Raw genomic sequence first — 13,710 nt, 5'->3', positions numbered from 1 at the left:
GCCGGACACTCCGAGGGCTGGACAGGCGGCTACCCGGAATCGGGAGGTCCACCTGTCCTCTCGCTCAACTTGACGTACGGCAAAGGGAAACGGTTGCTCGCCGCTCTCTAACGGGTGGATCACGACGAGGCACCGCCCGGCGCAACGCGCGCCCGCCGGACGGCTCTTCGTACTATCCCTCGGATTCGCCTCGAATCATGGCGAGCACGCCGTCCAGCTCGTCGGGTTTCACCAGAACGTCCCGCGCCTTGGAGCCCTCGCTGGGCCCCACGATGGTGCGGGACTCCATGAGGTCCATGAGGCGGCCGGCCTTGGCGAAGCCGACGCGCAGTTTGCGCTGCAGCATGGAGGTCGACCCGAACTGCGTGGAGACGACCAGCTCGGCCGCCTGGCACAGCAGGTCGAGGTCGTCCCCGATGTCCTCGTCGATCTCCTTCTTCTGCTTGGTCCCCACGGTGACGTCGTCCCGGAAGACGGGCGCCATCTGGTCCTTGCAGTGCTGGACGACGGCCGCGACCTCGTCCTCGGTCACGAAGGCGCCCTGCATACGGGTCGGCTTGTTCGCGCCCATCGGCAGGAACAGGCCGTCGCCCTTGCCGATCAGCTTCTCGGCGCCGGGCTGGTCGAGGATGACCCGGGAGTCGGCGAGCGAGGAGGTGGCGAAGGCCAGCCGGGAGGGCACGTTGGCCTTGATCAGACCGGTGACCACGTCGACCGACGGGCGCTGGGTGGCGAGCACCAGGTGGATGCCGGCCGCGCGCGCGAGCTGCGTGATCCGCACGATCGCGTCCTCGACGTCGCGTGGGGCGACCATCATCAGGTCGGCCAGCTCGTCGACGATCACCAGCAGGTACGGGTAGGGCTGCAGCTCCCGCTCGCTGCCCTCGGGCGACTTCGCCTTGCCCTCGCGGACCGCGCGGTTGAAGTCGTCGATGTGCCGGTAGCCGTAGGCGGCGAGGTCGTCGTACCGGAGGTCCATCTCGCGGACGACCCACTGCAGCGCCTCGGCGGCCCGCTTGGGGTTGGTGATGATCGGCGTGATCAGGTGCGGGATGCCCTCGTAGGCGGTCAGCTCGACCCGCTTGGGGTCGACCAGGATCATCCGGACGTCCTCCGGGGTCGCCCGCATCATGACCGAGGTGATCAGACAGTTGATGCAGGACGACTTGCCGGAGCCCGTCGCACCGGCGACCAGCATGTGCGGCATCTTCGCCAGCGAGTGCATCACGTACCCGCCCTCGACGTCCTTGCCGAAGGCGACCAGCATCGGGTCGTCGTCCTCGGCGGACTCCGCGAGGCGCAGTACGTCGCCGAGGTTGACCATCTCGCGGTCGGTGTTCGGGATCTCGATGCCCACCGCGGACTTGCCGGGGATGGGGCTGATGATCCGCACGTCCGGGCTGGCGACCGCGTACGCGATGTTCTTGGTCAGCGCGGTGATCCGCTCGACCTTCACGGCGGGGCCCAGCTCGACCTCGTAGCGGGTGACCGTCGGGCCGCGGGTGAAGCCGGTGACGGCCGCGTCGACCTTGAATTCCGTGAAGACCTGGGTGAGCGAAGCCACGACCGCGTCGTTCGCGGCGCTGCGCGCCTTGCCGGGGCCGCCGCGGGTGAGCAGGTCCAGCGACGGCAGCGCGTAGGTGATGTCGCCGGAGAGCTGGAGCTGCTCCGCGCGCGCGGGCAGGTCGCGGGGCTCCTCGGGGGCCTTCTTGGTGAGGTCGGGGACGCTGCCGCTGGTGAGCTTCTCCTGTTTGGGGCGCGCGGCCGGGACCGGGGAGGGAGCGGGAGCCGGCTCGGGCTGGGACGCGGGCACCGGGGTGGTGTCCTCGCGGTCGCCGACGCTGACGCCCTGCGTGAGATCGGCGACGAGCGGGGACGGCGGCATGCCGTGCAGGACGGCGCCGTCGAGCGCGGCGGCGGCCGCCGCCGCCACGTCCACGGCGTCCATCTGACGCTGCAGATCGGGCTGGGGCACCGCGGAGCGCCGGGGACGGCCGCGGCGCTGCGAGAGCGCCTCCTCCTCGGCGCCGTCCGGGTCGTAGGACTGGGGGGCGCTCGAGCGCTTTCGGGGGCGCGCGGGCAGCGCCTCGCGCCACTGCTCGTCGTAGCGCGCGTCGTCCTCGGTGAATTCCTCCGCCTCGTGGTCGTGCAGGACGCCCAGGCGTACGCCGAGCATCCGCAGCCGCTGCGGGATGGCGTTGACCGGGGTGGCGGTGACCACGAGCAGACCGAAGACGGTCAGCAGCACCAGCAGGGGCACGGCGAGCACCTCGGTCATGGCGTACGTCAGCGGGGTCGCCGCCGCCCAGCCGATGAGGCCGCCGGCGTCCCTTATGGCCTGCATGCCGTCGCTGCGCGCGGGCGAGCCGCAGGCGATGTGGACCTGGCCGAGCACGCCGATCAGGAGCGCGGACAGGCCGATCACGATCCGGCCGTTGGCCTCCGGCTGCTCCGGGTGCCGGATGAACCGTACGGCGATCACCGCGAGCAGTATCGGCACCAGCAGGTCGAGCCGGCCGAAGGCGCCCGTGACCAGGATCTCCACCAGGTCGCCGACGGGACCCTTCAGGTCGGCCCAGGTACCGGCCGCGACGATCAGCGCGATGGCGAACAGCAGCAGCGCGACGCCGTCCTTGCGGTGGGCCGGGTCCAGGTTCCTGGCGCCCTGCCCTATGCCGCGGAAGACGGCGCCGACGGCGTGCGCCAGGCCGAGCCAGAGGGCGCGCACGAGGCGGTACACGCCCCCGGTCGGGTTCGGTGCCGGCTTCGGGGGCGTGGCCTTCTGCACCGCTCTCTTCGCGGGTGCCCGCTTGGCCGGGGCTTTCTTGGCCGGGGCCTTCTTCGCTACGGCCTTCCTCGCCGGAGCCTTCGCGGGAGCGGCCGCCTTCTTGGCGGGCTGCTTCTTGGCTGCGGAGGGACGTGAGGCCATGGTGTGAGATTACCGGTGGAGACGACAGCGGACACGTGTGCCCACAGCTTCACCCGTTCGTGTCGCCCTTGCCGAGGCGCAGAACTGACGCACGCTCATGAGCAACTCCGCTCCCGTCCCGGATCAGTTCTGGGACGGCACCGACGAGCCGCCCGGGCCGGCGCCCGGCTCCAGGGCGTCGAGCGCGCGGCGCAACCCGGTGAGTTTGCGCTCCAGATGGGCCGCCGTGGCCACCGCGGCGGCGTCCGCGGAATCGTCGTCCAGCTGCTTGGACAGGGCCTCGGCCTGCTCCTCGACGGCCGCGAGCCGGGCGGACAGCTCGGCGAGCAGCCCCGCCGACTCCTTGCCGCCGACCGCGCCCTTGCCGCCGCCCTCCAACTGCAGTCGCAGCAGCGCCGCCTGCTCCCGCAGCTGGCAGTTCTTCATGTACAGCTCGACGAACACCGAGACCTTCGCGCGCAGCACCCACGGGTCGAACGGCTTGGAGATGTAGTCCACCGCCCCCGCCGCGTAGCCCCGGAAGGTGTGGTGCGGGCCGTGGTTGATCGCCGTGAGGAAGATGATCGGGATGTCCCGGGTCCGCTCCCGCCGCTTGATGTGTGCGGCCGTCTCGAACCCGTCCATGCCCGGCATCTGGACGTCCAGCAGAATGACCGCGAAATCGTCCGTGAGCAGTGCCTTGAGCGCTTCCTCCCCGGACGATGCCCGTACCAGCGTCTGATCGAGCGCAGAGAGGATCGCCTCCAGCGCCAGCAGATTCTCCGGCCGGTCATCGACCAGGAGGATCTTGGCCTTCTGCACCATGGCCCGCCCTCCTCGCCCCGGCGGTACACCGGGCGCCGCCCCAGGGGACGACTCCGTTTCGCCGCCCGTCCTTGTGCCGGTCATCGTAGCCGCACCCCGCCTGTCGACACACCCTGTCACCGCGATGTCACTGTGCACGTAACGGAAACGCGGGACGAGCCCGGATGGTTCCCGGAATCCCGCGTTCCCATACGCTCACAGCCACCTTAAGCAGGCAACTCCCCGCACACCCCGGAGGTTCCCACGGTGTTCACATCCCGGTCGACGGATCCCGTCAGTTTCCGCCCATCCACTGCTGCATCACGGCCAGCAGGTGGTCCGGGTCGACCGGCTTGGTGACGTAGTCGGAGGCGCCCGACTCGATCGCCTTCTCCCGGTCGCCCTTCATCGCCTTCGCCGTCAGCGCGATGATCGGCAGCCCCGCGAACTGCGGCATCCTGCGGATCGCCGTGGTCGTCGCGTACCCGTCCATCTCGGGCATCATGATGTCCATCAGGACGACCGCCACGTCGTCGTGCTGTTCCAGGACCTCGATGCCCTCGCGGCCGTTCTCCGCGTACAGCACCGACAGCCCGTGCTGCTCCAGCACGCTGGTCAGCGCGAACACGTTACGGATGTCGTCGTCGACGATCAGCACCTTCTGGCCACCGAAGCGCACCCCGCGCGCGGGCTGCGGCGCGCCCTCCTGCTCCGGCACCGCCAGCCACTGCTCGGTCCGCTGCTCGCCCTGCGGCAGGCCCCGGCGACGACGCCGGAACAGCGCCGCGGGACCGTTCTGCGTCTCCCGGTACGACTTCACCTCGGCCGGGGTCTCGATCTCCACGGCGGACAGCTCCGAGGACTGCTCCGCCTGCGAGGCGACCAGCTCACCGGCCTCCAGCGGGGCCACGGACTGCTGGTAGCCCTGCGGCGGCAGCTCGCTCGGGTGCAGCGGCAGGTACAGCGTGAACGTCGAGCCACGGCCCGGTTCGCTCTGGGCGTGGATCTCACCGCCGAGCAGCTGCGCGATCTCCCTCGAGATCGACAGGCCGAGGCCGGTGCCGCCGTACTTGCGGCTGGTCGTGCCGTCCGCCTGCTTGAACGCCTCGAAGATGACCCGCATCTTGCTGGCCGCGATCCCGATGCCGGTGTCCGTCACCGAGAACGCGATCAGCTCGCCGTCCGGGTCGGTGAGCGAACCCGCCTCCAGCAGCTGCTCCCGGATCTTCTGCGGCACATTCGCGCCCGCCGGCCGGATCACCAGCTCCACCGACCCGGAGTCGGTGAACTTCACGGCGTTGGACAGCAGGTTGCGCAGCACCTGCAGCAGCCGCTGCTCGTCGGTGTGCAGGGTCGCGGGCAGCTCCGGGGAGACCCGTACGGACAGGTCCAGGCCCTTCTCCGCGGTCAGCGGCCGGAAGGTGGCCTCCACGTAGTCCACGAGCTGGACGAGCGCGATACGCGTCGGCGAGACGTCCATCTTGCCCGCCTCGACCTTCGACAGGTCGAGGATGTCGTTGATCAGCTGCAGCAGGTCGGAACCCGCGCCGTGGATGGTCTCGGCGAACTCCACCTGCTTCGGCGAGAGATTGCCCTCGGCGTTGTCGGCGAGCAGTTTGGCCAGAATCAGCAGCGAGTTCAGCGGGGTGCGCAGCTCGTGCGACATGTTGGCCAGGAACTCGCTCTTGTAGCGCATCGACACCGCGAGCTGCTCGGCGCGCTCCTCCAGGACCTGCCGGGCCTCCTCGATCTCGGTGTTCTTCACCTCGATGTCGCGGTTCTGCCGGGCCAGCAGCTCGGCCTTCTCCTCCAGTTCGGCGTTGGAGGCCTGCAGCGCCTTCTGCCGGTTCTCCAACTCGGCCGACCGCTCCCGGAGTTGCTCGGTCAGCTCCTGCGACTGCTTCAGCAGCAGCTCGGTCTTGGTGTTGACCGAGATGGTGTTGACGCTCGTCGCGATCATCTCGGCGATCTGGTTCAGGAAGTCCTTCTGGATCTGCGTGAACGGCGTGAAGGACGCCAGCTCGATCACGCCGAGCACCGTGCCCTCGAACAGCACCGGCAGCACGATCACCTGCGCCGGCGGAGCCTCGCCGAGCCCCGAGGAGATCTTCAGGTAGCCGCTGGGCGCGTTCTCCACGAGGATCGCGCGCCTCTCCTCGGCCGCCGTGCCCACCAGTGCCTCACCGGGCCGGAACGACGCCGGCATCGAGCCCATCGAGTAGCCGTAGGAGCCCAGCATCCGCAGCTCGTAGTTCTCCTCGCCGGCGCCGGCGTCCTTGCCCTCCATGAGCGGCATCGCCACGAAGAACGCGCCGTGCTGCGCCGACACCACCGGGGTCAGCTCGCTCATGATCAGCGACGCCACGTCCTCCAGGTCCCGGCGGCCCTGCATCAACGCCGAGATGCGCGCCAGGTTGCCCTTGAGCCAGTCCTGCTCCTTGTTGGCGATCGTGGTGTCGCGCAGATTGGCGATCATCTTGTTGATGTAGTCCTGCAGCTCCTGGATCTCGCCGGACGCGTCCACGTCGATCTTCAGGTTCAGGTCGCCGCGGGTCACCGCGGTCGCCACGCGCGCGATGGCACGCACCTGCCGGGTCAGGTTCCCGGCCATCTCGTTCACCGACTCGGTGAGGTCCCGCCAGGTGCCGTCGACGTCACGCACGCGTGCCTGACCGCCGAGCTGCCCCTCGGTGCCCACCTCGCGGGCCACACGCGTGACCTCCTCCGCGAAGCTGGACAGCTGGTCGACCATCGTGTTGATCGTCGTCTTCAGTTCGAGGATCTCACCGCGGGCGTCAATGTCGATCTTCTTCGTCAAGTCACCCTTGGCGATGGCCGTGGTGACCATGGCGATGTTGCGCACCTGACCGGTCAGGTTGGACGCCATCTGGTTCACGGACTCGGTCAGGTCCTTCCAGGTGCCCGCGACACCCGGGACATGCGCCTGACCGCCCAGGATGCCGTCCGTACCCACCTCGCGGGCCACCTTGGTGACCTGGTCGGCGAACGAACTCAGCGTCTTCACCATGGTGTTGATGGTGTCGGCGAGCTGCGCCACCTCACCGCTCGCCTCGATGGTGACCTGCCGCGTCAGGTCACCGTTGGCGACGGCCGCGGCCACCTGGGAGATGTTCCGCACCTGCATGGTCAGGTTGTTGGCCATCAGGTTGACGTTGTTGCTGAGGTCCTTCCAGATGCCGGTGACGCCCGGCACGTGCGCCTGACCGCCCAGGATGCCCTCGGTGCCCACCTCACGGGCCACCCGGGTCACCTGCTCGGCGAAACTGGACAGCTGGTCGACCATCGTGTTGACCGTCGTGACGAGTTCGAGGATCTCGCCCTTCGCGTCAACGGTGATCTTCTTCGACAGGTCACCCTTGGCGACCGCCGTCGTGACCTCGGCGATGTTGCGCACCTGGATCGTCAGGTTGTTCGCCATGAAGTTCACGGACTGCGTGAGGTCCTTCCAGGTGCCGGAGACACCCTGCACCTCGGCCTGACCGCCGAGGATGCCCTCCGTACCCACCTCACGGGCCACACGCGTGACCTCCTGGGCGAACGACGACAGCTGGTCCACCATCGTGTTCAGGGTGTTCTTCAGCTCCAGGATCTCCCCGCGCGCGTCCACGGTGATCTTCTGGGAGAGGTCACCGCGGGCCACGGCGGTGGCGACCTGCGCGATGTTGCGCACCTGGGCCGTCAGGTTGCCCGCCATGCCGTTCACGGAGTCGGTCAGGTCACGCCACACACCGGCGACACCGGGCACCTGCGCCTGACCGCCGAGACGGCCCTCCGTACCCACGTCCCTGGCGACCCGGGTCACCTGGTCCGCGAAGGCGGACAGCTGATCGACCATGGTGTTGATCGTGTTCTTCAGCTCGAGGATCTCACCGCGCGCGTCCACGTCGATCTTCTGCGACAGGTCGCCGTTGGCCACCGCCGTCGTCACCTGGGCGATGTTGCGCACCTGCGAGGTCAGGTTGCCGGCCATGAAGTTGACGGAATCCGTCAGCTCCTTCCAGGTGCCCGACACGCCGTCCACGCGGGCCTGGCCGCCGAGCCGGCCCTCCGTGCCCACGTCCCTGGCCATCCGCGTCACCTGGTCGGCGAAGCTCGACAGCTGGTCCACCATCGTGTTCACGGTGTTCTTCAGCTGGAGCATCTCGCCGGAGACGTCCACGGTGACCTTCTGGGACAGATCGCCGTTGGCCACCGCCGTCGTCACCTGGGCGATGTTGCGCACCTGACCGGTGAGGTTGCGGAACGCGGTGTTGACGGAGTCGGTCAAGTCCTTCCAGGCACCGGCGGCCCCGGGCACCTGCGCCTGACCGCCCAGCTCACCCTCGACACCGATCTCCCGCGCGACCCGCGTCACCTCGGCACCGAACGCCGACAGCTGGTCCACCATCCCGTTGACGGTGTTCTTCAGCTCCAGCATCTCGCCGGCCACGTCGACCGTGACCTTCTGCGACAGGTCACCGCTGGCCACCGCGGTCGTCACGGTGGCGATGTCCCGCACCTGCGTGGTCAGGTTCCGGAACACCGTGTTGACGGAGTCCGTCAGGTCCTTCCAGGTGCCGGCGGCCCCGGGCACGTTCGCCTGCCCGCCCAGCCGCCCCTCCTCGCCGACCTCGTCCGCGACGCGCGTGACCTCGTCCGCGAAGATCCGCAGCGTCTCGGTCATCTGGTTGATCGTCTCGGCGAGCTGCGCCACCTCGCCACGCGCCGGAACCGTCACCTTCTGCGACAGATCACCGTTCGCGACGGCGGTCGTGACCTGCGAGATCCCGCGGACCTGAGCCGTCAGGTTCCCGGCCATCGTGTTGACGGAGTCGGTCAGCTCCTTCCACACACCGGCCACCTCGGGCACCTGCGCCCGCCCGCCGAGGATGCCCTCGGTGCCCACCTCGCGGGCCACGCGCGTCACCTCGGAGGAGAAGGCCGACAGCTGGTCCACCATCGTGTTGACGGTGTTCTTCAGCTCCAGCATCTCGCCGGCGACATGGACGGTCACCTTGCGTGACAGGTCACCCTTGGCGACCGCCGTGGTGACCAGCGCGATGTCCCGCACCTGGGCCGTCAGCCGGTCCGCCATCGTGTTGACGGACTCGGTCAGGTCCTTCCACGAACCGGACATACCGCGCACCTGGGCCTGCCCGCCGAGCTTGCCCTCGGTGCCGACCTCGCTGGCCACGCGCGTGACCTCGTCCGTGAACGTGGACAGCTGGTCGACCAGGTTGTTGACGGTACGGCCGACCTTCAGGAACTCGCCCCGCAGCGGATGCCCCGTGCCGTCGTCCTGCGCCTGCGTCCGCAACTCCATCCGCGGCGACAGGTCGCCCTCCGCGACCGCCGTCAGCACCCGGCCGACCTCCGAGACCGGCCAGACGAGGTCGTCGACCAGCGCGTTGGAGGCGTCGATCGCGGACGCCCAGGAGCCCTCACAGGCCCCCGTCTCCAGCCGTTCCGTGAGCTTTCCCTCACGGCCCACCATGCGCCGCACCCGGGACAGCTCGCCGGTGAGATGCAGGTTCCGGTCGGCCACCTCGTTGAAGACGGCCGCGATCTCCGACATCACACCGTCCCCGGAGACGGTGAGCCGCTTGCGGAAGTTCCCGTCACGCATCGAGACGAGAGCCGCCAGCAGCCGGTTCAGGGCAGCGGTGTCCACCTCGGTGGTGGTTCCGCGCCTGCCCAGGGACGGTCCGCCTTTCGCGCGCGCCTTCGTGCCACGCGTCGCCGCGCCAGACTCCACTGTGTCCCTCCCGGAGGGGTAGACCGTTACTGCTGTGCTCGGCCGCTTCGGCCCGGCGTGCCGGTCATCGGCATACCGGATACTTCGGCGTACCAGTTACTGCTGCGTATTTCTGCCAGACGAGATCCGGCCACACCAGGGGCTGCTGCCCTCCGTACACGGAACACACGCAGCTCGACCCGACCTTCATCAGAAGCTTGCCCAGTGTTTCACTCTGCCCGAACCAGGCCATAACAGTTCGGCAGCTTCGCACATCGTCCGCACACCCTGGGGGGTAAACACCGGCGACCGGCATCCGCTCGGACGGCGAAGGTAAGTAACCTTGCATGCGGCTGTCCAGCCGCACCGGTCCGACCGGCCTGGGCGGTGGCACGAGCACGAGCGGGCATCGGAGGGGCGGCCGCAGACCATGACCACCGGAGTCATCCCCGGGGGACAGCCCCCGGAGCCACAGCCGACCGGCGAGCTGATGCCGCAACAGCGGCGCGAGCCGGCCGGCCACGCAGCCCTGCACGTCGACAACCGGCCGAGGAGTTCTGTGATCACCGCGCGCGCGGCCGCCACCTTCGAGCCCGTCGGACGATCGGTCGCGACGGCCCGGTCGTTCGTCCGCGACACCCTCCAGGGCTGGGGCTTCGCCGACATCGTCGACGACGCCGTCGTCCTCACCAGCGAACTCGTGACCAACGCGGTCGTCCACGCGGGCACGCACGCGGACGTGCTGTGCCTGCGCACCGAGGACGGCGTACGCATCGAGGTCTCCGACCGCTACCCCGAGCGCGAGGTCCCCCTCCAGAACGCCGCCGCGACCATGGGCAGCCCCGACCGCGAGGGCGGCCGCGGACTCCAGCTGTGCGCGGCCCTCGCCACGCGCTGGGGCGTCGACTACACGCCCACCCACAAGAACGTCTGGTTCCAGCTCAACCTGCCCGAGCGCCCGGTCGGCACCCGCACCGCCGGCCCCTCCCTGCCCGCCGACCTGCTCCCGCTGGCCGACGGCCGGGTCCGCGTCGCCGTCCTCCAGGTCGACCGGAAGGGCGCCCTCACCGCCTGGAACGAGGACGCCGAGGAACTCTTCGGCTACCCCGCCGCAGAAGTCATCGGCAAGCCCCTCACCGAACTGGCGGCCTGGCCCCACACCCCCGGCACCGGCACCGGCGTCGCCGAGGCACTCCAGCTCTCCCGCTGGGAGGGCAGCTACGGCATTCGCGGCGCCGACGGCCGGGTGCTCCGGGTGTATGCCTCCCACCTCAGGGTCCGCGACACCGGCGGCGAGCCGTCCACGGTCTGCCTCCTGGTCCGCGACCACGAGCGGGCCGTCCTGCAGACGCCCTCCCGCGTCCCGGCCGGCGACCAGAACCCCTCGGCCGACGGGCAGAGCACGGACCCCTTCGAGGTCTTCATCGGCTCCCCCGCTCCGGACGACCTCGACGGCCTGCTGCAGCGCACGGTGGAGCGCGCCCGCGACATGCTCGACGGCGACTCCGCGTTCCTGCTGCTGGCCACCGACGACGAGACGGAGCTGGAGGTCCGCGCCTCCACCGGCCTGCCCTCCGCCCGCCAGCGCTTCGCGCGCGTGCCCGTCGAGGCGGGCCCCGGCCGTTACGGCTCCGCGCGCATGCCCGCCGTCCACGACGATCTCAGCGCCGTTCCCGGGGCCGTACCCCTGCTCACCGGCACCGGCATGCGCTCGGTCGTCACCGTCCCGCTGAAGGTCGAGGGCCGCCTCACCGGCTCCCTCGGCGTCGCGGCCGAGGCGCCGGGCAGGTACTCGAACGAGGAGGCGCTGCGCCTGCAGTTCGCCGCCGACCGCATCGCCCTGGCCGTCGAGTCGGCCCGCCTCGGCGAGCTGGAGCGGCTGCGCCGTGGCTCCCTGAGCTTCCTCGTCGAGGCCTCCGACCTGCTGGCCGGCACCCTGGACCGCGACCAGACGCTGGCCCTGATGGCCCAGATGACGGTCCCGACCCTGGCCACCTGGTGTGCCGTCTACACGATCGCCGACCAGGCGTCGGACCCCTATCTCTCGTACGTCCTGCACGAGGACGAGGAACTCATCGACGGCATCAAGTCCTTGCTGTCGAAGATCGCCCCGCCGGACCCGGTCCCCACCCCCGGCGCCCGCGTCTGGACCGTGCCCGGCGAGATCGCCCACCAGGCGGCCCTGCGCAGCTCCATGCGCAGCCTCGGCCTGTCCGCCGGCCCCACCCACCGCATCTCGTCGAGCATCGGACCGACGCTCGCCACGGCCTCCGCGGTGGGCGGCGAGACGGTCGTCCTGCCGCTCGTGGCCCGCAACCGCGTCATCGGCATGCTCGTCCTCGGCAAGCCCACCGACGAACACTTCCGCCAGGAGATCCTGGAACTGGCCGAGGACCTGTCCCGCCGGGCCGCCCTCGCCCTGGACAACGCCCGCCTGTACTCGGAGCGCACGGCCATCAGCCAGGCCCTCCAGCGCAGCCTGCTCCCGCCCGGCACCCCGCACATCGAGGGTGTCGAGGTCGAGGTCATCTACCGCGCGGCCGGCGAGGGCAACGAGGTCGGCGGCGACTTCTACGACCTCTTCCCCATCGGCAACGGCGCCTACGGCTTCGCCATCGGCGACGTCTGCGGTACGGGACCCAACGCGGCGGCGGTCACCGGCCTCGCCCGGCACGCCCTGCGCCTGCTGGCCCGCGAGGGTCTGAGCGGCCCTGCGGTACTGCAGCGCCTGAACTCCGCGATCCTCGACGAGGGCGACCGCAGCCGCTTCCTGACGCTCCTGTACGGCGAGATGCGCCCGCAGGAGGACGGCAGCGCCGAGCTCAAGGTCGTCTGCGCCGGCCACCCGCTGCCGCTGCGCCTGCGTCAGGACGGCACGGTGGCGGCCGCGGCCGAGCCGCAGCCCCTGCTGGGCGTCATCGAGGACCTCGAGCTGTACGAGGAGCACGTCACCCTCGACCCGGGCGACGTGCTCCTGTGCGTCACGGACGGCGTCACCGAGCGCCGCGAGGGCACGCGCATGCTGGGCGACGACGGCCTCGCCGACGTCCTCACCACCTGCACGGGCCTGACGGCGGGCGCGGTCGCGGCCCGCATCATGCGCGCGGTCGAGCGGTTCGCCTCGGACGCCCCGTCGGACGACATGGCGATCCTGGCGATGCGGGTCCCGGGAATCCACAAGGAAGCGTGAGAAAGCACGAAAAGGCCCCACCCGGAAGGGTGGGGCCTTTTTTCTGGAGCCCCCAAACGGAATCGAACCGTTGACCTTCTCCTTACCATGGAGACGCTCTACCGACTGAGCTATAGGGGCCTGTCGTTTGCGCGGTTTCCCTCGCGGCGACAAAGAAACTGTACCCCGAACAGGCCCGACTTCCCAAACTCGTTCGGGACCCGATCAGAAGGCGGGCTGCAGCAGACCGCCGAGGGCGTTGCAGGCGGACACTATCCGCTGCATCTCGCGTTTGGTGAGCGCCGCGTCCACGGGCAGGGTGAGCGTCTCGTCGGCGGCCAGCTCGGTCTCCGGCAGCGACACACACCGCCGGAACTCCGGCAGCCGGTGCACGGGCGTCTTCACGGGAACCCGGCAGTCAACTCCCTTGGCGCGCAGGGCCCGTGCGAAGGCGTCCCGGTCCGGCCGGCCGTTCCCGGGCACTCGTACGACGTACTGCTGATAGGTGTGCCCGTCGCCCCCGTCGGGCGTCCGTACGCCCTTGAGCTTGGCGTCGAGATACGTGGCCCGCTCCCTGCGCTGGGCTATCTCGTCGTAGGGCGCCTCGGACTCGCCCTGCTCCAGCACCAGCAGCTCGTGCCGCTGCCCGAGCGCGTGCAACCGCCCGATGTCGGCACGCCGTCCGAAGCGGTGCACCACAACGACCGCCGCGGTGCGGTCCGTTATGGCCGCCTCGACCGCGAGCGGCTCCAGGCAGTACGTCACCGGGTCTATGTCGGCGAACACCGGGAGCGCGCCCGCCAGGGTCACGGCCTCGGCGACCTCGACGTTTCCGAAGGCCGGTACGACGACCTCGTCACCGACCCCGACGCCGGCGGCCCTGAGCATTGCTGCAGTTCCCATGTGCTGGATGCTGGGCGCGCAACGTGAACGACACGTTACGCACAACAGAAAAAGGCCGGACCCCGAACCGAAGTTCAGGATCCGACCTTTTCAATAATTGTTCGGCGGCGTCCTACTCTCCCACAGGGTCCCCCCTGCAGTACCATCGGCGCTGTGAGGCTTAGCTTCCGGGTTCGGAATGTAACCGGGCGT

Annotated in this window: 5 protein-coding genes, 1 tRNA gene and 1 rRNA gene; 1 reads left to right on the top strand and 6 read right to left on the bottom strand. The window is 69.8% G+C overall.

All coding sequences use genetic code 11. The features are described from left to right. Positions 1 to 172: 172 nt before the first annotated feature. From AB0N17_RS26250 to AB0N17_RS26240, 3 genes are all read right to left on the bottom strand, one after another. The gene (locus tag AB0N17_RS26250) at positions 173 to 2,929 is read right to left on the bottom strand and encodes a DNA translocase FtsK (RefSeq protein WP_366013945.1); all 2,757 of its coding nucleotides are present in this window, start codon (positions 2,927 to 2,929) and stop codon (positions 173 to 175) included. 123 nt (positions 2,930 to 3,052) lie between these two features. Further along, positions 3,053 to 3,733, bottom strand: coding sequence for a response regulator (locus AB0N17_RS26245; protein ID WP_366013944.1), 681 nt, complete (start codon positions 3,731 to 3,733; stop codon positions 3,053 to 3,055). 274 nt (positions 3,734 to 4,007) lie between these two features. Then, positions 4,008 to 9,467, bottom strand: a complete 5,460-nt coding sequence (locus tag AB0N17_RS26240) for a HAMP domain-containing protein (RefSeq protein WP_366013943.1) — start codon at positions 9,465 to 9,467, stop codon at positions 4,008 to 4,010. A 409-nt stretch (positions 9,468 to 9,876) separates the two neighbouring features. Between AB0N17_RS26240 and AB0N17_RS26235 the strand changes: the two genes are divergently transcribed. After that, positions 9,877 to 12,636, top strand: coding sequence for a SpoIIE family protein phosphatase (locus AB0N17_RS26235; protein ID WP_366013942.1), 2,760 nt, complete (start codon positions 9,877 to 9,879; stop codon positions 12,634 to 12,636). 44 nt (positions 12,637 to 12,680) lie between these two features. Here the strand turns inward: AB0N17_RS26235 and AB0N17_RS26230 are convergent. From AB0N17_RS26230 to rrf, 3 genes are all read right to left on the bottom strand, one after another. Next, positions 12,681 to 12,756 (bottom strand) — tRNA-Thr (locus AB0N17_RS26230). Between the two features lie 84 nt (positions 12,757 to 12,840). Beyond that, complete coding sequence (locus AB0N17_RS26225) at positions 12,841 to 13,503, bottom strand: DegT/DnrJ/EryC1/StrS family aminotransferase (protein WP_366014043.1); 663 nt, start codon at positions 13,501 to 13,503, stop codon at positions 12,841 to 12,843. A 114-nt stretch (positions 13,504 to 13,617) separates the two neighbouring features. Further along, positions 13,618 to 13,710, bottom strand: a 5S ribosomal RNA gene (rrf, locus tag AB0N17_RS26220); the annotation flags it as partial.

It is taken from the genome of Streptomyces sp. NPDC051133 (assembly GCF_040682635.1).
Lineage (GTDB): Bacteria > Actinomycetota > Actinomycetes > Streptomycetales > Streptomycetaceae > Streptomyces.
Note: the sequence above shows the minus strand (reverse complement) of the source record. Positions and strands in the feature narration are given on the sequence as shown.